23 protein-coding genes are annotated in these 25,596 nt (G+C 44.0%); 14 read left to right on the top strand and 9 right to left on the bottom strand.

What is annotated here, in order from left to right:
• Positions 1 to 68 precede the first annotated feature (68 nt).
• A complete protein-coding gene (locus IPP74_08210; protein MBL0319255.1) occupies positions 69 to 434 on the bottom strand; it encodes a copper resistance protein CopC in 366 nt (121 codons plus the stop codon).
• Positions 428 to 1,348: a hypothetical protein gene (locus tag IPP74_08205; protein MBL0319254.1), complete on the bottom strand. Its 921-nt coding sequence runs from the start codon at positions 1,346 to 1,348 to the stop codon at positions 428 to 430. Before IPP74_08205 ends, IPP74_08210 begins: the two co-directional genes overlap by 7 nt.
• Before the next feature lie 123 nt (positions 1,349 to 1,471).
• Here IPP74_08205 and IPP74_08200 point away from each other — a divergent pair, with 123 nt between their 5' ends.
• From IPP74_08200 to IPP74_08190, 3 genes are all read left to right on the top strand, one after another.
• Positions 1,472 to 2,773, top strand: coding sequence for a HAMP domain-containing histidine kinase (locus IPP74_08200; protein MBL0319253.1), 1,302 nt, complete (start codon positions 1,472 to 1,474; stop codon positions 2,771 to 2,773).
• Positions 2,770 to 3,285: a response regulator gene (locus IPP74_08195; protein ID MBL0319252.1), complete on the top strand. Its 516-nt coding sequence runs from the start codon at positions 2,770 to 2,772 to the stop codon at positions 3,283 to 3,285. Before IPP74_08200 ends, IPP74_08195 begins: the two co-directional genes overlap by 4 nt.
• A gap of 71 nt (positions 3,286 to 3,356) precedes the next feature.
• Positions 3,357 to 4,919 carry an AAA family ATPase gene (locus tag IPP74_08190; GenBank protein ID MBL0319251.1) on the top strand — a complete coding sequence of 521 codons (1,563 nt, stop codon included), beginning with the start codon at positions 3,357 to 3,359 and terminating at the stop codon, positions 4,917 to 4,919.
• Between the two features lie 163 nt (positions 4,920 to 5,082).
• Here the strand turns inward: IPP74_08190 and IPP74_08185 are convergent, their stop codons facing one another.
• Together IPP74_08185 and IPP74_08180 are read right to left on the bottom strand one after the other, a co-directional pair.
• A complete protein-coding gene (locus IPP74_08185; protein MBL0319250.1) occupies positions 5,083 to 6,360 on the bottom strand; it encodes a pyridoxal phosphate-dependent aminotransferase in 1,278 nt (425 codons plus the stop codon).
• 12 nt (positions 6,361 to 6,372) lie between these two features.
• Complete coding sequence (locus tag IPP74_08180) at positions 6,373 to 6,933, bottom strand: arylesterase (protein MBL0319249.1); 561 nt, start codon at positions 6,931 to 6,933, stop codon at positions 6,373 to 6,375.
• 43 nt (positions 6,934 to 6,976) lie between these two features.
• Here IPP74_08180 and IPP74_08175 point away from each other — a divergent pair, with 43 nt between their 5' ends.
• The 6 genes from IPP74_08175 (at position 6,977) to IPP74_08150 (ending at position 15,001) form a co-directional block, all read left to right on the top strand.
• The gene (locus tag IPP74_08175) at positions 6,977 to 7,663 is read left to right on the top strand and encodes an ABC transporter ATP-binding protein (GenBank protein MBL0319248.1); all 687 of its coding nucleotides are present in this window, start codon (positions 6,977 to 6,979) and stop codon (positions 7,661 to 7,663) included.
• Complete coding sequence (locus IPP74_08170) at positions 7,650 to 10,181, top strand: ABC transporter permease (protein ID MBL0319247.1); 2,532 nt, start codon at positions 7,650 to 7,652, stop codon at positions 10,179 to 10,181. Before IPP74_08175 ends, IPP74_08170 begins: the two co-directional genes overlap by 14 nt.
• A gap of 211 nt (positions 10,182 to 10,392) precedes the next feature.
• A complete protein-coding gene (locus tag IPP74_08165; GenBank protein ID MBL0319246.1) occupies positions 10,393 to 11,751 on the top strand; it encodes a porin in 1,359 nt (452 codons plus the stop codon).
• Positions 11,752 to 11,789: 38 nt separating this feature from the next.
• A complete protein-coding gene (locus IPP74_08160; protein ID MBL0319245.1) occupies positions 11,790 to 12,794 on the top strand; it encodes a sulfate ABC transporter substrate-binding protein in 1,005 nt (334 codons plus the stop codon).
• Between the two features lie 183 nt (positions 12,795 to 12,977).
• Positions 12,978 to 14,112, top strand: a protein-coding gene (gene prfB, locus IPP74_08155; GenBank protein ID MBL0319244.1) for a peptide chain release factor 2 whose coding sequence is annotated in 2 segments (ribosomal slippage) — positions 12,978 to 13,040 and positions 13,042 to 14,112 — 1,134 coding nt in all. Because the reading frame shifts where the segments join, the coding sequence is not laid out codon by codon here.
• Positions 14,105 to 15,001, top strand: coding sequence for an LD-carboxypeptidase (locus IPP74_08150; protein ID MBL0319243.1), 897 nt, complete (start codon positions 14,105 to 14,107; stop codon positions 14,999 to 15,001). The genes prfB and IPP74_08150 overlap by 8 nt, the downstream gene beginning before the upstream one ends.
• On the opposite strand, the gene IPP74_08145 is transcribed toward IPP74_08150, so the two are convergent.
• The 5 genes from IPP74_08145 to plsY all read right to left on the bottom strand — a co-directional run bounded on the left by IPP74_08145 (position 14,976) and on the right by plsY (position 21,216).
• Positions 14,976 to 16,190: an EAL domain-containing protein gene (locus IPP74_08145; protein MBL0319242.1), complete on the bottom strand. Its 1,215-nt coding sequence runs from the start codon at positions 16,188 to 16,190 to the stop codon at positions 14,976 to 14,978. The two genes, IPP74_08150 and IPP74_08145, sit on opposite strands and share 26 nt — an antisense overlap.
• Before the next feature lie 81 nt (positions 16,191 to 16,271).
• Positions 16,272 to 16,547, bottom strand: coding sequence for a 30S ribosomal protein S20 (gene rpsT / locus IPP74_08140; GenBank protein MBL0319241.1), 276 nt, complete (start codon positions 16,545 to 16,547; stop codon positions 16,272 to 16,274).
• 238 nt (positions 16,548 to 16,785) lie between these two features.
• Complete coding sequence (gene topA, locus IPP74_08135) at positions 16,786 to 19,368, bottom strand: type I DNA topoisomerase (GenBank protein ID MBL0319240.1); 2,583 nt, start codon at positions 19,366 to 19,368, stop codon at positions 16,786 to 16,788.
• Positions 19,369 to 19,437: 69 nt separating this feature from the next.
• Entirely contained in the window at positions 19,438 to 20,565 is a 1,128-nt protein-coding gene (dprA, locus tag IPP74_08130) for a DNA-protecting protein DprA (protein MBL0319239.1), read from the bottom strand.
• Between the two features lie 24 nt (positions 20,566 to 20,589).
• Positions 20,590 to 21,216 carry a glycerol-3-phosphate 1-O-acyltransferase PlsY gene (gene plsY, locus IPP74_08125; GenBank protein ID MBL0319238.1) on the bottom strand — a complete coding sequence of 209 codons (627 nt, stop codon included), beginning with the start codon at positions 21,214 to 21,216 and terminating at the stop codon, positions 20,590 to 20,592.
• A gap of 168 nt (positions 21,217 to 21,384) precedes the next feature.
• Between plsY and IPP74_08120 the strand changes: the two genes are divergently transcribed.
• The 5 genes from IPP74_08120 (at position 21,385) to IPP74_08100 (ending at position 25,407) form a co-directional block, all read left to right on the top strand.
• Positions 21,385 to 22,023 (top strand): diguanylate cyclase, encoded by a 639-nt coding sequence (locus IPP74_08120; GenBank protein ID MBL0319237.1) that lies wholly within the window; start codon positions 21,385 to 21,387, stop codon positions 22,021 to 22,023.
• On the top strand, positions 22,023 to 22,664 hold the full coding sequence (locus IPP74_08115) for an EAL domain-containing protein (protein MBL0319236.1): 642 nt from the start codon (positions 22,023 to 22,025) through the stop codon (positions 22,662 to 22,664). Before IPP74_08120 ends, IPP74_08115 begins: the two co-directional genes overlap by 1 nt.
• Positions 22,665 to 22,671: 7 nt before the next feature.
• The gene (locus IPP74_08110; protein MBL0319235.1) at positions 22,672 to 23,436 is read left to right on the top strand and encodes an FAD-binding protein; all 765 of its coding nucleotides are present in this window, start codon (positions 22,672 to 22,674) and stop codon (positions 23,434 to 23,436) included.
• A 59-nt stretch (positions 23,437 to 23,495) separates the two neighbouring features.
• Positions 23,496 to 24,446 (top strand): FAD-binding protein, encoded by a 951-nt coding sequence (locus IPP74_08105; GenBank protein ID MBL0319234.1) that lies wholly within the window; start codon positions 23,496 to 23,498, stop codon positions 24,444 to 24,446.
• Between the two features lie 103 nt (positions 24,447 to 24,549).
• A complete protein-coding gene (locus tag IPP74_08100; protein MBL0319233.1) occupies positions 24,550 to 25,407 on the top strand; it encodes a pentapeptide repeat-containing protein in 858 nt (285 codons plus the stop codon).
• Positions 25,408 to 25,596: the final 189 nt, after the last annotated feature.

The following is a 25,596-nucleotide window of genomic DNA, read 5'->3' as shown; positions in this document are numbered from 1 at the left end:
CATTCTCATTATTTCGAGTTTATGGTGAGAAAGCCAGGACGCCCTATGGCTCCGTATGCATTAGCCTGTTAGGGTGTTCCCACATCAAACTTATATTCGCCAGGTGTCATCGCACCGCAATCGCAAAAAACATTCCATTGCACTTTATAGCGCCCGGGAGTGTGGATGTTAACTTTGGTAAGGATCATCGTATCATCACCCTCTTTCCCATAAGGCTTGCCTACATTCACTTTATGGCCAGTAGGATCAAATACATCAAGGGTGCTTGAGTCGGGGAATATCTTGGTACTGAATTTTATTTCGACCACTTCCGGGGAGATTTCTACCACGCTTCCCACTTTGGGATTTGCTTTTTCAAGCATCGGACATGCCCAGGAACCCTGGGCTATCCCCACACAAAAAACAATAGATAAAATAGTCAGTAATTTTACCACAGAGGACGTCCTAAGGTTTTAGGAAAGAGATCATCAAAATACACATGTACCTGCGCACGAGCGCCAACATTATTTCCAGAATCATCATTCACAGGAATCATTGCCTCTAATCCTAACTGAATTATTTCCCCTGTAAAGATAATACCCGGATTAATGGTTCCTGTCGTACGGCCAGCATCTTCGCCATTGGTGGGAGTTTCTAATGCAAATTCCACCACAGGGATTGCCATACCAAGCAGTTTGGGCAGGCCTACATCCTTAACATGCTGCTGTAAATAGGGAAGGCTGTACTGCATCGTCATTCCCCATTCCAATACGCGAGGATTGCGCGTGCGTACAATTTCACCATCAAAGCTAACAGCAAAATTATCTGTCGGTACGGCATATCCGAGACTGCCCGTTAATGCCAGTGGCTTTAACAATGAGATATTATCAGGTAAATCACCGAAGCCTTTGCCAAAAAAGACAGCTGGAGTAAGCGTACTAAAGCGCTCTGCGCCTATTTTTTTTGCACCACTACCACCGATATCCCAGTCAAGGCCCAGGGACAGCATCGCTTCGTGTGGGGCATTTTTATAAAATACATATTTTGTCCCAACACCGATATTATCCCAACCAGCAACATGTCCTTCATCAACCCAGGCAGCTTCGACTGCCAGGCCAAGATTTTCTGTTATTCTTTTATTCAGCTCAACAGATGTTTCTGTACCCCATCTGGCTTTTTCACCCTCTTCCCCAGGCTCTTTAAAGCGGCTAACCAAAGGAAGGTTCATTTCATCTGATACACCAGGATCATCGACTGCCAGCGTTGCTGGAAATACCCGGTCTCCAACAATTGCATGCGCACACGCATCCTGTGCCGTTATAGCAACGACAGAAAGGGTCATCAACACTACTAAATTATATTTTTGCATACCATAAATCCTTAGGTTTCTTTAAAGCAGGGTACTCTACTGCAGTTCACTTCATAAGCCCATGCGACAAATTGTCGCATGGGCTTACATAGCTATTTCCACACGGATGGTTATGAACGATTTTTGAAATTCTGCGACATTTTGCCACACGCATTTTTCCTTAAAATAGTGTATTATGCCCGCATGAAATACCTTCACCCAACCCAGGAATCTTGCCGAAAGAACCTTAATCTGCTCTGGTGGCTGCGCATATTCGCAGTGTGCGGACAGGCGGGAGCTGTGCTGATGGTTACTCAGGTGTTGCATCTGCCTTTGGACACCCAGCCTTTGTGGTTCATTATCAGCGGGCTTACGGTATTTAATCTATTCACCGGCATCCGGATGAAAATGCGTTATCACGTGAGTGAGCTGGAATTTTTCTTGCAGCTTAGCATCGATATCACTGCCCTTTTCGGGTTGCTCTATTATTCTGGTGGCCCCTCTAATCCCTTTACATCCCTGTTTGTATTACAGGTGATTATTGCCGCTATTACATTGTCACCTTTATTGACCTGGCTTGCCGCAGCACTGGCCGTTGGATTCTATATCGTGCTGATGTTTGAACATGTCGACGTACCGTTCTCCCATCACCATGAGCTTGGGCAATTTTTTAATATGCATCTTTATGGAATGTTGTTTAGCTTTATGCTGCTGGCAATTTTAATCCCCTGGTTTGCTGCTAAAATGGCGACAACCATCCGCCGGCAAGATCAATTATTGCTTGATGCTGAACATATCGCTGCCCTTGGTACTTTAGCGACATCTGCTGCCCATGAACTAGGAAGCCCACTGGCTACCATGGCTATTATAGCCGGTGAATGTTTAGAGGAGGCATCAACCGATGAACAACGCCAGCGTGCCGAAGTGCTAGGCGACCAAATTAAACGCTGCAAATCCATTATTTCGCATATTGCCGCCTCCGCCGGATCAGCCCGAGCAATCTCAGGCAGACAAATGCCGCTTCAATTATTTCTAAAGGAAATAATTGATCAATTCACGCAACAGCGACAAACAATCGTGCATACATCGTATAATGGCCGGGTTCCTTCTCCCGTTATTGTGACAGAATATAGCCTGCAACAAGCTATTCTAAACCTGCTACATAATGCTGCAGATGCAACAACGGACCTTGTTTTGATTGAATGCACCTGGACCAACCAGCAGCTTAGTCTTTCTATCAGAGATCATGGCAGGGGGATTCCCGAAGCGATCATCAAAACACTTGGGCACCCTATTACCAGTACCAAACCTCACGGATTGGGGATGGGGCTTTATCTGGTGCAAACAGTAATGAACCGTTTTGACGGTCATTTTACCCTTTTTAATCATCCCGAAGGTGGTGCTGTTGCTTCTATTACCCTTCCTTTGAAAAGGCTTAGCGTATGAAAACAATATTGCTCGTCGATGATGATATGACTTTTTGCCAAACCCTAGAGCGCGCTTTATCTAAAAAAGGGTTTGAAGTGAAAGTGGCGCACCGTGCCGAAGAGGCACTATTTCTTACACGCGAATTTAATCCCGAATATGTACTTGTTGATTTAAAAATGCCCTCGCAATCTGGCCTTAACCTGATTCCGCAACTCATCGATATTGATCCTTATACCCGAATTGTCGTATTAACCGGATATGCTTCTATCACAACCGCTGTTGAAGCCATCAAACTCGGAGCTATCCATTATCTGGCCAAACCCGTTACCGTCGATGAAATCATCACAGCATTTGATAAAAAGGACGGCGACCCGGAAACGCCCATTGAGGAACAACTTCCAACGGTTCATCAATTAGCATCCGACTATATACGCAGTGTCCTTGAGCGCAACGGTGGCAATATTTCTGCCACAGCCAGGGAACTTAAAATGCACCGGCGGACGTTGCAGCGAAAACTGCAGAAACATTAAATTTTAGATGTTATACCCCTCGCGCTTCATTTGTGATATGTTGATGCCATCTGTTCATTCACTGTTTTCCCATGCAAACCACTTCAGCCAAACAACTCGATTTCAATCCCATCTTCCAAGACGCACTGACGCTGATGGAAGAAACCGGTACCAGCCTTTTTATTACCGGAAAAGCAGGAACCGGCAAATCAACCCTGCTTGATTATTTTCAAAAAAACAGCCAAAAAAATCATGTGGTCCTCGCACCGACGGGTGTAGCCGCCCTTAATGTAAAAGGTCAGACGATTCACCGTTTTTTTGGTTTCAGCATTGATATCACCCCTCAAAAAATTGCCGATAAAGAATTTAAGCCCCGCACAAAGAATATCTACAAGCAGCTCAAAACCATCATTATCGATGAAGTCTCCATGCTTCGCGCGGACCTAGTCGATTGCATCGATCTGTTTTTACGCATGTATGGGCCCAGCGCTATTCAACCTTTTGGTGGTGTCCAAATGATTTTTGTGGGAGATCTCTACCAGTTGCCACCAGTAGTAACCGCCCAGGAAACCCAAATCTTTTCAACCCTATACCAAACACCTTATTTTTTCAGTGCGCATGTATTTGCTCATTGCACGTTTAAGATTATTGAACTGGAAAAAATCTACCGTCAAAAAGACCAGATTTTTATCGACCTGCTCAACCGTATCCGCAATAACCATATTGAAGAAGGTGATCTTCAAAAGTTAAACTCACGGCTTAATATCCCTTCAGCACCTGAACATCATTTTATGATCAGCCTTACCTCCACCAACAAAAAGGCGGATGAAATTAATCAACTGCATCTGGAAAATCTCAAAGGCAAACCTTTACATTTTCAAGCAACCATCAAAGGTGATTTTGGAAAAGAATTTTATCCCACGGCCACCGAACTTCAATTTAAAATAAACGCACAAATCATGCTTCTGAATAACGATGCTGATGGCCGCTGGGTCAATGGCAGCATCGGTATCATTACTGATTTTGAACAAGACGAAGAAGGCAAACCCTACATACTGGTCAAATTGCAAGATGATGGCGGTTATGTTCAGGTGTATCCCTATAGCTGGGAAGTTTTCCGGTTTGCTCTTGCGGATAATATGATTATCTCCGAACCAGTCGGACAATTTATTCAATTTCCTTTCCGTTTAGCCTGGGCCGTTACCATTCATAAAAGCCAGGGTAAAACCTTTGACCATGTCATTATTGATATTGGCCGCGGCACATTTGCACCGGGGCAAATGTATGTAGCCCTCAGCCGCTGCACCTCCTTTGAAGGGATCGAACTTAAAACTCCTATTCTAAAACATCACATCCGTACCGATTCGCGCATTATTTCTTTTCTAAGTTACTATCAACATCAGCAAGCCGAAAAAGAATGTGCTGCCAACGATAAAGCAATCGCGATTAAACAAGCCATTCAAGAAAGTAGTGAATTAGAAATTATCTATCGTAAAAATGATGACACAACCTCTACCTATCTGGTTAAACCCATTTCAGTAGGAAGCCAGCAATATCTGGGTAAAATTTTTCCAGGAGTCGTAGCCTATTGCGGCCAGCATCAGGAAGAGCGAATGTTTAGGATCGATCGGATCATGGAGATTATTAAAAAGTAATCCCTATTCATTGCCACCTGTCTTCGTCAATGGGACACCCGAAACGAGGTTTTAGAGATCGATCAATTTTGCCTAACAACGATAAATCATTATTTGACATAATCATCTATCACTTACATTACTTTGGATATCAAATTGAGGACACGGCCTAGTTAGGTCAATGCTACCGTAAATCCTCAATCCAATCACATAATTTTTGTATTCCTTCGAGTAAATGCGGACAATATTCCTGGAGAAAATGGGATGGAAGTGGTGATCCCTTGCTGAATTTTTGAGCAGCCATGAGGGCTTTTTTGCCATCGAAATCAACATACGCCAAGCGCGCCGCCAAATGGGAGGCTGGCATTCCAAAGGCAGTTCCTGGTAATAAGGCAACACCCGTATCTTTTAAAATACGCTGACACAACGATACCGAATCGCTAATGGAAATATGCTCAAGCACCCGGCCGTAAGGGGTAAAATCGGGAAACAGATAAAATCCACCAAGTGGAGCATGCACCCACACTCCGGTATCTTGCAATCTCTGCGCACAATAATTACCCACCAGCGATAATATCCTTTGTTGAGCCTGGATATAATCGATAGTAGCATCCTGGATAGTATAAGCCGATTCAGCAGCTTTTTGAATAGGAGCTGGTGCACAAGAATAGGTTTCGGATGCGACTCCTAATAATGTTTCTTTTAACTCTTCTAAACCTTTAGGTACAATGGCGATACCCAAACGCCAGCCACCCGCCCCACACCATTTGGATAAACCAGACGTGATGATCGTACCTTCTCGGTAAAATAAAGCCAACGAGCGATGCTGTCCCTGATGATGGACAAAACCGTAAATTTCATCCGCAATCACCAGCACCTGATGTTTACGCAGCACATCCGATAAGGCTTCCAGTTCCGCCGCTGTATAGGCCATCCCACCTGGATTATCTGGATAATTTAGAATAACGATAGGCTGATACCCTGGCTGTTTCTTTTCTAAGGCAGCCTGTAACTGCTCAGGCACTATTTTCCAATGCTGTTTATAGGTTGTCATTATTCGCTGAAGTGGGTGCCCCAATAATTGCGCCTGCGGTTCATACGAAACCCAAGAAGGTGTTGGCACAAATATTTCAGCGTTGACAAAACTGGCCATAATCGCATAAATCAAAATTTTTGAACCGGTTCCTACGATCACCTGATCCCGATGAATATTAAAGCCGTTTAATTCGCTGTGAAACGCTGCAACTTGATCTCGTAAGGTAACCGATCCTTGAACAGGCGTGTAATCATGAATCCATGAATATTTGCTTAGCGCATCCAAAACATGAGCTGGCGGAGGAAACGGGGACTGACCAAAACCAAATTTATAGACTTTATTGCCCGCAGATTCCAACAACCGCGATTGTTCATTAATCAATAATGTCTGCGATTTAGAGACGTGTTTGAGTGAATGTAACTGCATAAACATTACCTATTAGAAAAAATCATGATTCATGTGTTTAACTAACGCCTTTGCTATCACCTCAGCACCCTGAATCGTGGGATGAAGACCATCAAGTTGCATCATACCAGGTTTACGGTATATGTCTTTTAGCAGAAACGGGTAGAGGGGAATATCATATTTGTTCGCAAGTGTCGTATAAATGCCATTAAATTCTTTTACATAACGCTCGCCTAAATTCATCGGGGCGGAAACCGCCGTAAGCACTATTTTAATATGATGTGATTTGCTGACACTCACAATTGCATCGAGATTCTGTCGCGTTATTTCAGGAGAAATCCCCCTTAACATATCATTCCCACCCAAGGCAATCACAATGATGTCAGGATGATAGCGATTTAAAGTCCATTCAATCCTGCTGCGACCACCACTGGTAGTATCCCCAGAAATCCCACCATTCATGACAGTGATTGCCTTGCCCTCTTCGTGCCAGAGCTTTTCCATCTTGACCGAAATCGTCTCCGTCGCGGGCAAACCATAACCAGCTATAATACTGTCGCCAAACAATAAAACGGTTGTTGCAGGAGCCGCCATAGCGTGTGATACTGGTAGGAAGTATACTAACCAGAGGGCTATGATGGATACGAATGAAAATAACGCGCTAGTTCTCAAAGACATCTCACTCTCCCTAAGGGGGCCTGAAGGTTTGCTTCCCATCCTACATCAAATTAATCTTGAGGTACACCGCGGAGAAACCGTTAGTATTGTGGGGCCATCCGGTAGCGGCAAAACCACCTTGATGATGGTCATTGCTGGCGTTGAAAAAGCAAGCTCAGGCACTATCCACGTCGCCGGGCGCGATATAACCCAGTATAATGAAGACCAATTGGCGTTGTTTCGCCGAAACCAAATTGGTATTGTCTTCCAGAATTTTCATTTGATTCCTACCATGACAGCATTAGAAAATGTCGCTATTGCGTTAGCCTTTTCAGGAGACAAGCAGGCTAACGTTAAATCAACACACATGCTTGAAAAAGTCAGTCTTGCGCATCGGCTTCACCATTACCCGTCACAACTCTCCGGGGGCGAACAGCAACGCGTTGCATTGGCAAGGGCCATGGTAATCGAACCGACGCTACTGCTCGCCGACGAACCTACCGGCAGCCTTGATACAGAAACCGGACATCATATTATTGATTTGTTACTCGACCTTAAGCAGCAATCCGGCACTACCTTAATTATGATTACCCACGATAACCAACTGGCTCAACGTACATCACGATCCCTTATCATGCAGGATGGTCAACTCCATGAAGTTCACTAGCATTCATATCAGCACTCCTGCCAAACTTGCCTGGCATGAAATACGGTATGGATGGCGACATTTTGGAGTATTTCTGATTTGCCTGGTCATGGGGATGACGGCCCTGACTGCTGTGGGTTCACTGAATAAGGCCATTCATGAAGCATTGAGCCAACAGGCACACGCATTACTCGGAGGCGATATCGACATCAGCCTCAGCAGCAACGAAGCGACTCCCGAACAAGTAACGTTCTTTAAACGCTACGGACATGTTTCCCACGTCACCACATTAAGAGGCATGATCTGGCACAACGATCAATCGGTATTGGTTGAAATAAAAGCCATTGATTCCTCATACCCACTGGTTGGTGAATTAGCTTTTTTGCCTGCTGCCGTTTCTGCCGATACGCTTCTGCGTTCAAATTCAGTAGCGGTAGATCCAGAATTGCTTGAAGAAACAGGCATTCAGATAGGCCAAACCATTACCCTGGGAAAACAAAATTATACTATTTACGCCACAATCGCAAAGGAACCAGACCGTGTTGTTCATCTCTTTAGCTTAGGACCTAGAGTCATGATGTCACAGCAGGCTCTTAGCCTTTCGGGTTTGGCAGGACCTTACAGTTTAATTCGCCATCATTACCGAATTGCCTTTGATCCTAACCACACAAGTGCTGTTTTTTTGAATGATTTAAAGAAGGCCTATCCCACGACGCCTTGGCAGATTGAAAGGGATGTTGATGGCAATCCATTCATTAATAGTTTTATCAATCAATTGTCACTTTTTCTGGAGCTGGCTGCCCTTGCTACCCTTTTAATCGGTGGCATCGGTATTGGCAGCAATGCGCGTTCATACCTTGAGCAACAAGCGCACACGATCGCCATCTACAAAACAGTGGGCGCAACCCGCTGGGTACTCTTGACCCTATTTACTCTGATCATCTCGGTGCTCACCTGTATTGGAAGTGTGATCGGGATTGCCTGCGCCTGGGGAACCATCCTTCTGTGCCAACCTTTTCTTACAGCATGGATTCCAGCACTCGGTAATGCTCCATTATTTTATCCTTCATCAGCGCTTCTTGCTTTTACTTATAGCTTGTTGATTGTTTATATCTTCAGTTTACCTCCCTTGTTACTAGCCCTTGATATTCAACCGTCTCTTCTATTTAGGAATGGGCGTGCGCTTTTGCCTTTGGTTTTTTCTAAAACAATATGGAGCATGGAAGCGTTATTGATTACATTATTGATCGTGATCCTGATTTATACCTCAGGTGACCCTGACTTTATTTGTGGAGCCATCCTGGTTGCCATGATTGGGTTTGCGGTGTTTGGCATAAGTGCCTATGTCTTTAAATTAATGGCTAGGCACCTTTCCTCCAACCGACCGTGGCTACAACTGGCCCTTGCCAATCTTTATCGCCCGGGTTCTACCACCACTACTGTGATCTTTGCCATCGGCATTAGCCTCAGTGTCTTTATCTCGCTCACCTTAACGGAAGCAAATTTTCAATATCACATTACCTCGGTCATGGAAAAACAGGCTCCTTCTTTATTTTTCATTGATATCCAACAGGATCAACGCAACCCTTTTTACGCTAGGCTAGCTAAATCCGCTTCATCGGATCATATCATGATGCTACCCATCATTCGTGGACGTATTGTGAAGCTAAACGGCAACGTGGTTAAACCCGAAAATGTCAGTGACGATGTACGGTGGGCCATTCAGGGCGATCGCGGTTTTAGCTATAGCACTTCCCTTTTGCCCAATTCACATATTAGCAGCGGCACATGGTGGCCTGAGGATTATAAGGGAAAACCCCTGGTTTCGATTGACGATCGCTTCCTTAAAGGCATGAACCTAACCATAGGTGACACAGTAACTATCAATATTTTAGGACAGGAAATAACGGCCACCATCGCCAATGCCAGGCATATTGATTACAGCACGTTTCAAATTAATTTTGCCATGATGTTTTCACCCGGTGTCTTGGAAGCATTTCCAGCAACATCCATTGCCACCGTCATTTTGGATACGAAACAGAATCCCAGCTTGGAAACAAATCTGGTTCGCAGCCTTGCCCATGAATTTCCGAATATCACCTCTATCCGTACATCACAGGCTATTGAGCGTATCAAAGAGATTATTCACTCTATCGCCATGGCCATGCGAGTAGCCATTATTACCAGTATGATAGCTGGCATTCTGGTTTTGAGCTCGTGTTTAAGAGCATTACTTAACCAACGCATCTATGATACCGCCATTCTTAAAGTGGTAGGCGCATCACGAAGAGATATCCTAAAAACCTATTTAAGCGAATGGATTTTACTGGGAGCAGTTACCACCTTGATCGCAAGTATCATTGGCACACTTGGCGCCTGGTTGATTATGATGCGTTTTCCAGGTCAGGTCTTTTCTATCATGCCTGGACTAACATTAGCTGTTATTCTGGCTGCCATGGGGCTCATTATTTTCATTGGATATATCGGAAACAGCCAGGTTTTCCGGGTCAAACCAGCATCATTATTGCGGAATGAATAATCATATTTTCTTGAATTCCAATAACGTGCTCATCTCACAAAACCCTTTATTTATATAGCTTAACAGCTCTCTAAGGCCTGGTTCCAATATTTCCTATTGACACACTAGGGTTTATATCCTATTAAATGCATATAGAATATTTCCTATTGACATACTAGGGATTATACCCTATAAAAGATGTAGAGATTTATTTTTAACACGGAGACCCTTTATGAAATACACGTTTTTAATCAGCTCTGCACTCGGCCTTGCACTCGCTGCCAATACTGGACATGCGGAAAACTATTCTGTAGATCAGCGGATCAATACTCTAGAACAAGAGATTTCTTTGCTCAAACGGCAGCAAGAAGTTGAAAAAGAAAAAGCTGATTCAGATAAGGAAAAAGCAGCCAAAACAGAGTTAGGGAAAAAAGGCCTTTCTATTACATCTCCAGACGGAAAATATGGCCTTAGCCTGGGTACTAACATCCAGCTGGATGCCCGTCACTTTATTAATGACCAAGATAAAAATGGTAAAGATGATATTCTATCCAGGCAGATTCGCCCGATCCTTGAAGGAAAAGCAGGCAACGCCTCCTTTCGATTCGTGCCAGATTTTGCCGGCGGTACTACCCGTGTTTTAGATGCGCATGTGGATTATAAATTTGCTGATCCATTTAAAGTTCGCGTAGGAAAATTTAAACCACCGATTGGCTTAGAACGCTTGCAATCACCCGTTGATATGTTCTTCATGGAACCTGGCCACCCTACAAACCTGGTACCAAACCGTGATTATGGTATTCAATTATACGGAGAGGCAATCCCTAACCTGGTTGATTATCAGTTAGCTATTATGAATGGAAACGGTGACCAGGGAAATACAGATGGCGATGACGACAATAAAAAAGATATTGATGCCCGGATTTTCAGCACCCCGTTCCGTACTTCCGATATCCCATCCCTGCAAGGATTAGGCGTAGGAGTTGGCGGTGGTTATGGTAAACGCGTCGGCACGCCTACTAAAACCATTTTAGGTGACTATAAAACTCCTGGACAATTATCCTTCTTTAAATACCGTACTGGAACTCTAGCCAGCGACACAACGTACGCAAGCGGAACCCAGTGGCGGTTATCTCCTCAAGCCTACTGGTATTCAGGCAATAAAGGCCTACTTGCTGAGTATGTGATATCAACTCAGGATGTAACACGCAGCACATCAACAGCAACATTGCACAATTCAGCCTGGCAGGTTGTGGGATCCTATGTCATTACCGGAGAAGATGTAACCTATAAAGGCAGTGTAAAACCGTATCAGGATTTTGATATACGCACTGGTGGCATAGGTGCTTGGGAAGTAGTCGCCCGTGTTGGACAAACCAACGTGGATGATGATGCTTTCCCATTTTTTGCTGACCCAGCCAAAGCAGCCAGACTTGCAACATCTGCAGGAACCGGGTTAAACTGGTATCTATCTGAAAATCTGAAAATGATGGTGGATTACGATTATACTAAGTTTGATGGTGGCAAAGCAGGCAATGATGATAGGGATGCCGAGCAAGCATTAGTCTCACGTCTTCAATTCAGAATGTAGTACCTAACTTATTTGTTATCTTAATAAAGGAGAATACCATGAATATTTTTAAGAAAATCATTTTAACCGGTTTAGTGGGACTTGCTCTAATCCCCGCAACCACTTTTGCTAAAAACATAGAATTGCTGAATGTATCTTATGACCCTACGCGTGAGCTATACGATGATTATAACGCATTGTTCACACGATTCTGGAAAGCCAAAACAGGGGATAATGTGGTAATCAAACAATCACACGGCGGATCGGGTAAGCAGGCTCGTTCCGTGATTGATGGCCTTCCTGCCGATGTCGTAACATTAGCGCTTGCTTATGATATTGATTCTATCGCCAGCAAAGGACAATTATTATCACCTGAGTGGCAGAAGAAACTTCCAAACAACAGCTCGCCTTATTCATCAACCATTGTGATGCTGGTACGTAAAGGCAACCCCAAACATATTCGGGATTGGAATGATCTGGTTCGCCCAGGCGTTCAAGTGATTACCCCGAATCCAAAAACATCGGGTGGTGCTCGCTGGAATTATTTAGCTGCCTATGCTTATGCGTTGAAACAATCCGGCAACGACAAAACCAAAGCGAATGCATTTATGAAACAGCTTTATAAAAATGTTCCGGTTTTGGATACGGGAGCCAGAGGCGCAACCACGACCTTCGTACAACGTGGAATTGGTGACGTGCTGATTGCTTGGGAAAATGAAGCTTATCTTGCCATCAATGAAATTGGCAAAGATAAATTTGATATCATCATCCCATCTCTTTCTATTTTAGCAGAACCCCCTGTTGCTGTAGTAGATAAAGTTGCTAACAAAAAAGGAAATTTTGAAGTTGCCAAAGAATATCTGAATTACCTTTACAGTAACGAGGCACAGAAAATCATTGCCAAGCATTATTTCCGCCCTAGTAATCCTGAGATTGCCAAACAATTTGCAAGCAGATTCCCTAAAATTAATTTGATCACCATCAATGATTTTGGCGGATGGAAAAATGCCCAGAAAGAATTCTTTGATGATGGCGGTTCTTTTGACCAGATCTATTTGAAGTAATGTGCTGTCCTCCAAAAAGCCCAATTCATCGAAAGTGAATTGGGCTTTTTTTATGTATTCTTGATTCAAAGACAACCAACTTGATTAAAAGCAGAGAGCTCATCCGCTTCATTTCATAGACTTCTCGTAGCCAAATGTGTATTATTAACCTCTAACCGTCTTAGAAACTGGGATTACAGGCTTATGCGCAGCGAACACCTGACTTTATGCGAATCAATTGACCATTCATTACGTATCATACGGAGGTCACTTTGACGTTGAGCGCGCAACCAAGAGATTAAGTGAACTTAACCAACAGGCAGAAAACCCTCAATTATGGGATAATCCTGAAAAAGCCCAGAAAATCCTCAAGGAGCGCACCAGCCTTGAAAATGGTTTACAGCAATATCATGATTTTGTTCAACAGTATGATGATGCCAAAACCCTGTATACATTAGGTGAAGAAGCAAACGATCCACCGTCTGTCCTTGAAGCGGCCCAACTACTGGAAGAACTCAAAAAACATTTAAAACTCGCTGAAATCGAGTGTATTTTTTCTGGTGAGGCTGACAGCAATAATTGCTTTTTGGAAATCCATGCAGGAGCCGGTGGTACCGATTCTCAGGATTGGGCATTGATGATGATGCGCATGTATGTGCGCTGGGCAGAGCGGCATCGATTCAAAACCGAAATACTAGATGAGCAACCAGGTGAAGAAGCAGGCATCAAGTCGGCAACCATCCGTATCAATGGTCATAATGCGTATGGATGGGCCAAAACTGAAAGCGGGGTCCATCGCTTAGTTCGCATTTCGCCTTTTAATAGTCAAGGTAAGCGTCAAACCAGTTTTGCCAGCGCCTGGGTCTATCCAGAAATAGACGACTCCATCGATATTGTGATTGAAGATAAAGACTTACGCATTGATACATTTCGTTCATCTGGAGCTGGCGGACAGCATGTCAACACCACGGATAGTGCTGTGCGCATAACCCACCTTCCGACTAACATCGTGGCCCAGTGCCAGAATAACCGCTCTCAGCATCGCAACCGCGATGAGGCCATGGCCATGCTGCGTTCGCGTCTTTACGAGCGCGAACTGCAACAACGGCAAGCCCAAGTCAACGCATTAAATGCTTCCAAAACAGATAATGCCTGGGGACATCAAATTCGCTCCTATGTTCTGCACCCGTATCAATTGGTAAAAGACTTGCGTACCTCACATGAAACTGGCAACATTCAAGATGTACTTGATGGCAACCTCGACGCTTTCATTACTGCCAGCCTGACAGCACAGCTTGAGGGAAAAACACTGACTCCAACGGATGAAACCGATGACTAAACCCATCATTGATATTGTTGCTCCTTCCATGCCTTGTGAACCAGACATTGTACGTCAATGTCTGCACATGATTGAAAGCTGGGGGTTTACCCCACGCTACACAATCGCAGAAGACAGCCCTCAATCACCGCTTGGTTTTTACAGCGAAACCATCCGTTTCCAACAACTCAGTGATGCAATTTATGCCGAAGATTCCGATATAATATGGGCTTTGCGCGGTGGATATGGATTATCACCCTTTGCAGATAAACTCTGCCAGATTCCCACGCCCAAACGAAAAAAAACCTTTATCGGCTTTAGCGACAATACTGCTTTGCATGTCATTGCCACCCAACAATGGAATTGGCAAACGGTTCATGGGCCGGTCTTGTTTCAAGCAGCAACAAACCTCGTTACCGAAAGCATTTTAGGACAATTATCTGCGCTTCTTAGAGGTGATTTAGTTGAAACAGTGATTCCGGCCTTAGCATTGAACGAAGCGGCTCAGACTAAACGTTCTATCCACACAACAGTAACGGGCGGCAATTTATCCCTTTTGCAAACGTCCATCGGCACTGCCTGGCACGTTAATTGCCAACATAAAATACTCTTTATCGAAGAGGTTAATGAAACAGGATACCGCATTGACCGCATTCTTCATCACCTTCGCCAGTCTGGAATTTTTGAAGGTTGCCAGGCACTCCTGGTGGGTGATATCGATAAATCATCCGACCGCACAGGCGAGGATCTGGCTCCTTACGTAATCGACACATGGGCGCAGCATTTGCCTTTTCCTGTCATCCGGCTTCCAGGTTTTGGTCACGGAAAGGAAAACGGATTACTGCCTTTCAATCGCCCATGCACACTTTCGCTTGGTGAAACACCTACACTAACATGCCTTTTTCAGTAAGGCTTCCTGTCATAAGATAATCGATATAACTCCCCTGGAACAATCGCAATCCATACCTTTTTCCGAGTTCAACCATCATGGCATTTTGGCAATGCCCCATAATTAACCGATTGGGATTACATTCTTCTATCGCTTTGATTAATGCTTCACTGTTGCGATCCAACAAAATACGTGCCTGTTCACTGGTTGCCGATAATTTGATCAAATCAAAGCCTAATTGTTTCGGTTGGATAAAAGGCAGACTCTGTATATCAACACCATCCAAACAGGTGCGGTATCCTTTTTCCTGTGCTCTTTTTTTAGCTTCCACGCCTACCGTCCAGTCTGATAATAAATCCTGTAATGATAATTCAATAATCACAGATCGCCTTTTGGCTGGCAATATGACATGTTGAAGCCGCTCAAAATCAGATCCTAAAATGGTAGTAAGCCGTAAATTAAAACTGACGGGGTGTTGAAGATAAATAATCGAACGTGACAGCACGGTGCGAATCAGATAATGATCTAATAATGGAGTTAATCGGCTTTTCAAATACCCGATATCCCCGGCTTGATCATCTCTGCGCAGGAGCTTAATCACCCAATCTATATCAATCGATAATTCTTCAAATACATGCGATGGCTTACCTGATTGAGAAATAATACAGGCAGGCTGCCTTGAGACTGCACGGCTTAAATCAATGCTTTCCAAATCGTTGATTAGCGCCTGGAAAGGATCGATATCTTTATTTTTGCCAATAACCGTCACGTTGGATTTCTGAAATGAAGCAACGTCTTCTGCTTTGGTTACCGTTATTTTATGGCACATTGAAACAAAAAGCGGATATTGGTAAGACAAATCATAAAAATAACAGAATTCAGGATTGTCACTGCCATTTTCAAAATAGGTCAAGGAATCTTCCGCAAATAAATAACGCAACTGGAACATTGCTTTATGAAGGAGCTCTTCTTCGCAGTCACTTACCACACAGCAAACGTCCCCTCCAGCAAGGGGAAAAATGGCACCATCTATTTTTTTAAGAATATCCAACAGTATATTGAGAGCAATCCGCAATTGATAATCGCTGCGAAAAACATCATCTAATTTTGATAAATTAAAGATGATGCCATGGCAGGCATCTTCTTGCCCCTCAAGACACCGCACCATCTCCAGCAGTTTTGAATCAGCAGCTTGCTCGACCAGAATCATATATATTGAATAAAAAAATAAGAGCACCGTACGGTGCTCTTATACCAAATATACGAACGAGAAGAAAGACTTCTGTTCACCTTATTTTTTGCCAGTTGCTAAAACTTTCAATTTTTCAGCAAGACGGCTTATTTTACGAGAAGCTGTACGCTTATGCATAATACCGCTATTAGCGCCTCTGACCGTTTCAGATTGAGCTTTAATGAACGCTTCCTGCGCTTCTTTAACATTGCCGTTAGCAATCGCTTCCTGAGCTTTCTTTAAAAAGGTACGAACGCGCTTACGACGATCATTGTTAATTTCGGTACGACGCTCGATTTGACGGGTTTTTTTCTTTGCAGACGATGTATTAGCCATGTGTTTTCCTACATTTCAAAACATGAAGAGTGGGCTAATCTACCCTAATTCTTCCTATTGGTCAAGGGGCTTTGGTTATAAATATCTATCTTAGGATGCTTTATCTTCGCCCCCTCCTCTCATCAGCGGTGGGGAATAAGGAGTGCTGCACTTCCTTCTACCACCCTCCGCGCGGAAGCGGGTCAGATTCATGCCCTCTTTGGCATGAATCTGGGGTGGTGGGAAGGACACCCGTTTTTTACTTCGTCTTTTTCTTGCGAACCACTTTCTTCTTAGGCGCCGATTGCTTCGTTTCGATAAGCAACAATGCCTGCTCAAGGGTAATCTGTTCTGGACCAGTATTCTTAGGAAGCGTGATATTATCACCATTATATTTGATATAAGGGCCGTAACGTCCCTTATACACAGCGATATCTTCCAGGGAATCAGGATGTTTACCAATAACACGCAACGGCTCAGCCTTCCCTCCCGCTCCGCCTTTGGCCGATTCGGCAATCAAGTCTACGGCACGGTTAATACCAACAGTCAATACATCATCGGTCTTAAGAGTCACATATTTGCTGTCATGCTGGAGATATGGCCCAAAGCGACCGATACCTGCAACAATTTTTTTACCTGTTTCTGGATGGGTTCCCACCTCTCTGGGGAGTGATAACACAGCAAGAGCCGTGGCCAGATCAATAGAATCAGGAGAATAGCCTTTAGGCAATGATACCCTTTTAGGTTTTGCTTTTTCTTTATCTTTGCTCTTGAGTGCTTCACCTACTTGCAAATAATGACCATAAGGTCCCTTCCTTACCGTTACATCCATACCGGTAGCAGGATCCTTGCCAATCAAGCGTGGCCCCTCAAGCAAGGATTGGGCTCCAGCTCCGCCTTGCTCACCCTCTTCAGAAGTATGTCCCTGGAGAGGTCGGGTATTATTGCATTCAGGATAATTGTTGCACCCGAGAAAAGCGCCAAATTTGCCAATGCGTAAATGTAACTCACCTTTGTTACAGACAGGACAATGACGATCATAGCTGCCATCTTCTTTCTTTTGAAATAGATGCGGCGTCAATTTTTCATTGAGGACATCTAATATCTCTGTCAAATCATGCCCCTGCACTTCATCAATCGTGCCTTTAAAGGGCTTCCAAAAACCACGGAGCACTTCTTTCCAGGCCATTTCACCGGCTGAAATATCATCAAGGGCGTTTTCAAGTTCGGCCGTGAAATTATATTCCACATAAGGACCAAAATACGATTTCAAAAATGCGGTGACCAACCTTCCCCTTTCTTCTGGAATAAACCGGCGTTTATCCAACACCACATACTCACGATCCTGGAGCACCGAAATGATCGAAGCATACGTCGATGGACGGCCAATTCCTAATTCTTCCATTTTTTTGACCAATCCAGCCTCACTGTAACGTCCTGGCGGCTGGGTAAAATGCTGATCCTTAAGCCAATCCTGCACATTGACATCATCGTTGAGATGAAGTGGTGGCAGGAGTGCATCCTGCTCATCTTTGCTATCATCCTCCTGGCCTTCTTGATACAGAGCCAAGAATCCATCAAACGCGATGGTTGTACCGACCGCTTTAAGGACCGCCTTACCCTGTTTATCATTCATCAATACGATAACCTGATCCATCACGGCAGATTGCATCTGGCTGGCAACCATGCGATTCCATATTAATTCATAAAGTTTATATTGAGCATCATCCAGATAGGTAGCGACCTCCTTAGGTTTGCGCGTTACATCGGTAGGCCTGATTGCTTCGTGCGCCTCTTGGGCATTTTTAGCTTTGGTTTTATAAATCCTGGGTTCTGCAGGAACATATGATTTTCCAAATTCTTGCAAAACCATTGTTCTCGTCGCATCAATGGCTTCTTTAGAAACCGTCACTCCATCGGTACGCATGTAGGTGATAAGGCCGGTTGCTTCACCGTCCATATCAATACCTTCATACAACCGCTGGGCAAGCTGCATAGTCCGCGAAGCGCCAAAACCGAGCTTCTTAGATGCTTCCTGTTGAAGCGTTGCTGTGGTAAAAGGTGGTGGCGGATTACGACGCAGTTGTTTCTTTTCGATATCACTAACCGTAAACTGGCAACCCTCTAATACCGCTAAAGCCTTTGTGGCAGAAGCCTCATCCGTGAAGGTAAATTTTTCGACTTTCTCGCCTTGAAGCGTGGCAAGGCTGGCTGTAAATTCTTTACCGTCCTTGGTCGTCAATAACGCTTTGATGGTCCAATATTCTTGCGTTATAAACTGCTCTATCTCCTCCTCGCGTTCGACAATTAAACGTAACGCAACCGATTGAACACGACCTGCCGATTTACTGCCAGGAAGTTTCTTCCACAATACGGGCGATAAATTAAATCCCACCAAATAATCGAGCGCTCTACGCGCCTGTTGAGCATTGACCAGATCCATATCAATGTCACGTGGCTGCTTGATAGCTTGGAGAATAGCCGATTTCGTAATTTCGTTGAACGAGATACGCTTCACATCAACACCCGCTTTAAGTGCTTTGTGCTGCTTGAGCACCTCTACTACGTGCCAGGCAATGGCCTCCCCTTCGCGGTCAGGGTCAGTTGCCAGATAGACTGTGTCAGCATTTTTGACCGCTTTTTCGATGGCAGCAATATGTTTATGGGATTGAGAACTCACCTCATAATCCATGGCAAAATCATCATCTGGCCTTACAGAGCCATCCTTGGAAGGCAAATCACGGACGTGACCAAAGGATGCTAGAACCTGATAATCTTTACCTAGATACCGGTTTATTGTCTTTGATTTGGCTGGTGATTCCACCACTACCACTGCGCTCATAGCAATCCTTTCTTTTTATAACGTTTTTTGGTTATAACCTAAATCCATTGATAGATCGTTACTTCCTGTTTAATAAACTCTTGAGATAGTTCCTCCAATGTGCCGCTCAACCTCACCGAGCAGCTCAAGTTCAGCCAAAGCTGACATGATTCGCTCACAAGGCTCTTCGATTAAATCCATAAGATTGTCGACCGCAATCGGAGTTTGGTTTAAGTTCTGTATAATTTTTATATGGATGTTGTCAACGTCCGATTGCATTTTGGGATGATTATCTTCATCTTCTTTAACAAATGTGTCATTCTTCGCAGGAGCAATATAACCTGGTATCATCATCAATACGTCACTAGCGTTCTCCACCAGGATTGCCCCCTCTTTAAGCAGTGAATTAGGGCCTTTAGAACGAAGATCCAGCGGAAAACCAGGGACCGCATAAACCTCACGCCCCTGTTCAAGCGCATATCTTGCTGTAATTAATGATCCAGATGCCATGGCGGCTTCAATGACCACAACTCCAAACGATAAACCCGAAATAATCCGGTTTCTTCTTGGAAAAAAATTCGCTAACGGTTTTGTTCCCAACGGCATTTCACTTACAATCAGACCCTGAAGGGCAATGGCATCATACAATGATTTATTTTCAGGCGGATAAATATAATCAAGCCCGCCAGCCACGACGGCAATAGTGCCATTTTCAAGTGACCCTTTATGCGCAGCAGTATCAATTCCCCGCGCCAAGCCCGATACGCAGACAAACCCAGCCGCACTCAATTCATACGCCATTTGTTTTGCTAAGGTCATGGCTGCATGTGATGCGCCTCTGGTTCCAACGATTGCTAAAGCTTCCCTGTTTAGTAAGGCACTATTCCCCAAGCAGCGTATAAAAGGCGGGTGGTATGTAATCTGTCTTAATTTATAGGGATAAAGCGCCTCATACCAGCCAAGAACGGCGATATGACGCTGTCGACATTGTTCATATTCCTGTTGTGCGTGAATAAGATAGGTTTGAAAACTGGATGCCATGCCCTTGGCTGCTTTTCCAGATGCAGATTGCTTGAAAAACTCAAAGGCCTCTTTAGCCGTTGGTATATGTTCTACTAACTGATAAAAAGTTTGAGGGCCAATCCCGGGAACCCGTGCCAAGGCCATCCAGGAAATTTTCTGTTCCTCATTAAACATCGCATTATCGATTTGCTCCACCTATCACTCCTTTCGTACAAACCTTTAGGTTTGATCCTGCTGTTGCTTATCTGCATCAAATGCCTGGATCGGTTTTTCCTCTCCACGAATTAAACGCACAATGTTGTCACGGTGGGCATAAATGACAATCATTCCCATGAACATAAATACAAATGCCTGTACGCCAGACGAACTGAAAATAAAGGCAAAAAACGGAACCAAAAAAACCATCGCAATTGATGCGATAGAAACGATATTAGTCGCTTTAAACACAGCGCCCCAAATAATGGCAGCAAAAATAACGGCTGGAAAATAAGCTGAAGCATACACACCAATGGTGGTAGCCACTCCTTTTCCTCCCCTGAAGCCCATGAAAATCGAATAGATATGCCCAACAACAACAGACAACCCGATCCACAATCCCATCGTGTCGCCTAAATAGTGCCTGGCAATTAAAACCGGAATAATCCCTTTAATGGCATCTGCCACCAATACAGCTGCTGCCATCGATTTCTTTGCATTGCGATAGACATTAGTAGCACCTATATTCCCTGACCCTAACGTGCGTATATCCTGATTTTTTCCAAATTTCATAAAGAGGTACCCCGTGGGAATCGACCCAATGACATACCCTGCTAACAAATACAGTCCTTTCATTAATATAGAAACCATAGCATCCCTTTTTGTTTCACACCGCATTCACGCCATTTCAAGTAGGATAAAACGAATTATCAAATTTACAACTGTTTATTTGTTAGATGACAACACTATTTTAAGCTTGTTATGTCAGCATTTCTATGTCACAAATAAGCCAACTTTTATTGCTTGAATGTACGGTACATGATTCGTAGTTCCTTATTATTTCCTTATTCAGATCAACGTGATTTTCTTGATCACCTCCAGTCCGTACTTGATACAACACAAGCAAACAATCAGCGTTTGACACTAGTTAATATTCATTTAGCCAACTCACCGCTTGTCGCTGAATTTTATGGTATTGAGACCATCAATACATTATTAGACGAACTCTGTGTTAAATTAAAAGGCCTTCAAAAATATGGCGAGCCTGTTTATAAACTTCAGATTGATCAATTAGCTGTCTGTCTTCTCAATTATACGCCTGCAGAAATCGAAGAATATTGCACGATGATCCACGAATTCATCCATCATTCGCCCGTATTTGTGGGGGATAATGATAAAAGCTGCATTTATTTTGTGGTCTCTCTGGGCACTGCCGATTTCCCCAGTGATGCGCAAACAGTTCCCGATTTAATCATACGTTCGTATTTTGCCTGCTCGTATGTCCAGAAAATTCCCGATAGTGATTGGTTTCATTATAGCGGTTTAAAAGATATTAAAGAGCGGCACAAACAACTCATGCTACGTGCCAACCATTTGCAGACAGCCTTAAAAGAAAAACACTTCAGGCTTGCCTATCAACCCATTATTAACAGCATCACCGGCAAGAAGCCAGATTAATGAATGCCTGCTTCGTCTGGGTCGATGTCAATGGCAATATTACCTCAGCATGGCCCTGTATTGAAGCCGCAGAGGAGCTTGGATTGATGGGGGATGTCGATAATCAGGTTCTGGAACTGGTTGCAAAAGAGCTTCATCGTTCTCCAACGGTCTCTTTAGCGTTTAACATTTCGGGACGTACGATTGACAATCCTAAATGGTTAATCAAAGCAAAAGAACTCATCGGTGACCCTGCTGTTGCATCAAGAGCCGTCGTAGAAATCACAGAGACAGCCGTTCAACATGACTTGAAGCGTTCGATCAGCTTTGTATCCTCACTTCAGGAAATAGGCTGCCGCGTTGCCCTTGATGATTTTGGAACCGGCTATACATCATTTAGGCAATTACGATCGCTGCCTATCGATATCGTTAAAATTGACGGATCATTCATCCGTGATATTGCCTCCAGCCATGATAATCGTTTATTTGTTAAAACTCTTTTGCGCTTAATCGAAGGATTTGGGTTGACTGCTGTGGCTGAATATGTTGAAAATGGTGAGATTGCAAAATTACTGATGGATTTTGGCGTTCCCTATTTCCAAGGTAATTACTTTTCAGCTGCCGTTAATTTTCGCCCCTGGATGGACCAGGAATCCTTATAGATTCTAAATGTCTTATACGATTCATTATCATCAACATGATATCATTATTATTGGAAGTGGTGGTGCTGGCCTCATGGCAGCATACCAGGCTTCTATGAAAGGCGCGAATGTTGCGCTTCTTTCAAAAACACACCCATTGCAAAGCCATACCGTTGCTGCCCAAGGCGGGATAAATGCTTCACTAGGACATGTTGAAGATGATCATTGGCAGTACCATATGTATGACACGATCAGTGGTTCGGATTGGCTTGCTGACCATGATGCCGTAGAAGTTATGTGTCAAGAAGCGGCCAGTGCCATTATTGAACTTGAGCATCTGGGGGTTCCTTTCAGTCGGCAAAACGACGGACGACTCTATCAACGTCGTTACGGCGGGCAATCAACCCACTTTGGACAGGGAACTGTCGTTCATAGAGCCTGTGCCGTTGCTGACCGAACAGGGCACGCTATTTTACATACGCTTTATCAGCGAGCGCTAGAAAGAAAGGTCCATATCTTTGCCTATCATTACGCGTTGCAACTGATTATGGATGGAACTTCCCGCTGTCATGGCGTGGTAACGCTGGATATTGAAACCGGAGACATTCATATTTTCCTTGCTCCATCCACCTTAATCGCCACAGGAGGTTTCAGTCAGATTTACCAAACCAACACCTCATCCAGCACCTGTACTGGCGATGGCAATGCATTGGCTCTAAAAGCTGGCTTATTCTTGCAAGATATGGAGTTGTCCAATTCCATCCCACTGGCCTTTATGGGTCTGGCTATTTAATTACCGAGGCTGCCCGAGGTGAAGGTGCCATTCTTTTAAACAATCAAGGCGAGCGTTTTATGGAACGTTATGATCCTCAATTTATGGATCTTGCCTGCCGCGATGTCATTACACGTGCCGTTGCTCAGGAAATCGCTGAAGGCAGAGGATGTGGTGAAAAAGGTGATCATGTATTATTAAGCTTGGAGCATCTTTCATCCACCCTCATCTATGAAAAATTGCCGCATGTCGTGGAAACCACACGTAACTTTAAAGGGATTGATCCGACCATCACGCCCATTCCTGTTGCCCCAACCGCACATTACACAATGGGTGGCATTCCAACAAACATCAACGGAGAAGTGCTCATGCCGACCGATGAAGGCATGATTCCAGTGCGTGGCTTATTTGCTTTAGGTGAAGCCGCCTGTAGTTCAGTCCATGGCGCCAATCGCCTGGGATGTAACTCGCTCTTGGATTTAATGGTTTTTGGAAAACGTGTTCCTCATTATGCGTTAAACACGACAGACTCTTCTTTGCTGCCAAACAAAAATAAATCGCTTGCTGAACAAGCGATTAGCCAATTAGATCGCTTACGTTTACAAAAGGGGCCTATGTCACTTAGCCATACGCGCCAAAGTCTCATGACATCCATGCAACATTATGTCGGGGTCTATCGTCACCGACAAGGATTACAGCACAATCTTACTTTCTTAAACGAATTAGCTGAATCGGGAAAATCGTGGCATATAGGTGATTCATCGCTCATGTGGAATACCCAACTTTTAGAGGCCCTCGAGTTGGAAAACATGCTTCTTCTTTCCCTTTCAACCACTTCATCAGCGTTACGACGCCAAGAAAGCAGGGGTGCGCATTATCGATCCGACTTCCCTCAACGCGACGATAATCAGTGGCGTGTCCATAGCCTTATATCGGTATCTGCCTCGCATGAATTTCATTATAAAACAACTCCCGTGCGAACCACCTGTATGGATCCATTGACACCCACATTCACCCCTCCTGTAGCATAACACCCTTTTAAATAGCCTTCCCACAACCTGTAGTGGAACTTTGTTCTTGCAATACATAGATTTTGCGATATAACCCTTTACAGGAGAGTGCGGAAGGGAGGCTATGGTTCGTCGCGGTTATTTATTCATTATCAATGTGATAGTTTGCTTCACTGGTTTGTCGCCTGCTTATGGCAGCGAAGTGAGCTTTGATGTGGTGACTTCGCCCGTACAAACCAAAAAAAACACCGATCCCAAGCATACGGCCATAGAAATTTCAGCTTATATAAAAACCTGCCGGGCTTTTCGTTTTAAAAGCGGTTCCATCGTACCTGACTTGTCTCAGAATCAAACCTGCCATTCCAATCCTAATGCTATAGATCTGGTCGCTGAATTTGGCACAAACTTTGCCCAACTAAATTTAACTGGCTTTGATCTGGAAAATGTGGTGTTTGATGGTGCCGATTTGCGTGGGGCCATCTTATCAGGAACCAATCTCAAGGGCGCTTCTCTCAAAAATGCCAGACTCCAACACAGTATTTTACAAGGAACCAGCCTTCAAGGAGCAAACCTTAGAGGTGCCGTTCTTGATTCGGCTAATTTACAGGGTGCTAATTTACAAGGTGCCTACCTTAGAGGCGCATCTATTCGTGGTGCTTTGCTGCACGGTGCCTATTTGGTTGAAGCGGATCTGGTTGATACTAATTTTCAAGATGCCTTGTTGATCGGGGCTAATTTATCTAAAGCCGATATGTATCATGCGCACCTTCAACGCACCGACTTAAGCGGCGCTAATTTAGAAGGGGCCGATCTGGAAGGCAGCAATTTATACCGGGCCTCCTTAATGGGTGCCAATTTGCAAGGCACCAATCTCAATCAGGCCCAACTCAGTGAAATTCACAGCGATAATATTCTAAAATTCAGTGAAGCTAAATCACCACGGGATATGGCAGGTGCCGATAATGACGTATCAGCACAATAACTGAATTTAGCAACAAACCTTGTCTTTTAAGGTTCAACACGTTAAACCTTGCAAATAATTAAAGTCGGCATGGAATTCCAGGCCCGTTTTTCATAACAGACATTTATTTTATTATTTATATTTCTATATTTAATAATATTTTTCTATCATATTAGTGCAGCATTTTTTTGCTATAGTACCAGCTTTAGA

It is taken from the genome of Alphaproteobacteria bacterium (assembly GCA_016722515.1).
In the GTDB taxonomy this organism is placed as follows: Bacteria; Pseudomonadota; Alphaproteobacteria; order Rickettsiales; family JADKJE01; genus JADKJE01.
This window is presented reverse-complemented; position numbering and strand designations above follow the sequence as displayed.

What these genes read in the sequence shown, in the direction of transcription:
- IPP74_08205 (MBL0319254.1), bottom strand. Translation starts at nt 1,348, where the DNA reads ATGCAAAAATATAATTTAGTAGTGTTGATGACCCTTTCTGTCGTTGCT.
- IPP74_08195 (MBL0319252.1), top strand. Translation starts at nt 2,770, where the DNA reads ATGAAAACAATATTGCTCGTCGATGATGATATGACTTTTTGCCAAACC.
- IPP74_08190 (MBL0319251.1), top strand. Translation starts at nt 3,357, where the DNA reads ATGCAAACCACTTCAGCCAAACAACTCGATTTCAATCCCATCTTCCAA.
- IPP74_08185 (MBL0319250.1), bottom strand. Translation starts at nt 6,360, where the DNA reads ATGCAGTTACATTCACTCAAACACGTCTCTAAATCGCAGACATTATTG.
- IPP74_08180 (MBL0319249.1), bottom strand. Translation starts at nt 6,933, where the DNA reads ATGGCGGCTCCTGCAACAACCGTTTTATTGTTTGGCGACAGTATTATA.
- IPP74_08175 (MBL0319248.1), top strand. Translation starts at nt 6,977, where the DNA reads ATGGATACGAATGAAAATAACGCGCTAGTTCTCAAAGACATCTCACTC.
- IPP74_08170 (MBL0319247.1), top strand. Translation starts at nt 7,650, where the DNA reads ATGAAGTTCACTAGCATTCATATCAGCACTCCTGCCAAACTTGCCTGG.
- IPP74_08165 (MBL0319246.1), top strand. Translation starts at nt 10,393, where the DNA reads ATGAAATACACGTTTTTAATCAGCTCTGCACTCGGCCTTGCACTCGCT.
- IPP74_08160 (MBL0319245.1), top strand. Translation starts at nt 11,790, where the DNA reads ATGAATATTTTTAAGAAAATCATTTTAACCGGTTTAGTGGGACTTGCT.
- IPP74_08150 (MBL0319243.1), top strand. Translation starts at nt 14,105, where the DNA reads ATGACTAAACCCATCATTGATATTGTTGCTCCTTCCATGCCTTGTGAA.
- IPP74_08145 (MBL0319242.1), bottom strand. Translation starts at nt 16,190, where the DNA reads ATGATTCTGGTCGAGCAAGCTGCTGATTCAAAACTGCTGGAGATGGTG.
- rpsT (MBL0319241.1), bottom strand. Translation starts at nt 16,547, where the DNA reads ATGGCTAATACATCGTCTGCAAAGAAAAAAACCCGTCAAATCGAGCGT.
- topA (MBL0319240.1), bottom strand. Translation starts at nt 19,368, where the DNA reads ATGAGCGCAGTGGTAGTGGTGGAATCACCAGCCAAATCAAAGACAATA.
- plsY (MBL0319238.1), bottom strand. Translation starts at nt 21,216, where the DNA reads ATGGTTTCTATATTAATGAAAGGACTGTATTTGTTAGCAGGGTATGTC.
- IPP74_08120 (MBL0319237.1), top strand. Translation starts at nt 21,385, where the DNA reads ATGATTCGTAGTTCCTTATTATTTCCTTATTCAGATCAACGTGATTTT.
- IPP74_08115 (MBL0319236.1), top strand. Translation starts at nt 22,023, where the DNA reads ATGAATGCCTGCTTCGTCTGGGTCGATGTCAATGGCAATATTACCTCA.
- IPP74_08110 (MBL0319235.1), top strand. Translation starts at nt 22,672, where the DNA reads ATGTCTTATACGATTCATTATCATCAACATGATATCATTATTATTGGA.
- IPP74_08105 (MBL0319234.1), top strand. Translation starts at nt 23,496, where the DNA reads ATGGAACGTTATGATCCTCAATTTATGGATCTTGCCTGCCGCGATGTC.
- IPP74_08100 (MBL0319233.1), top strand. Translation starts at nt 24,550, where the DNA reads ATGGTTCGTCGCGGTTATTTATTCATTATCAATGTGATAGTTTGCTTC.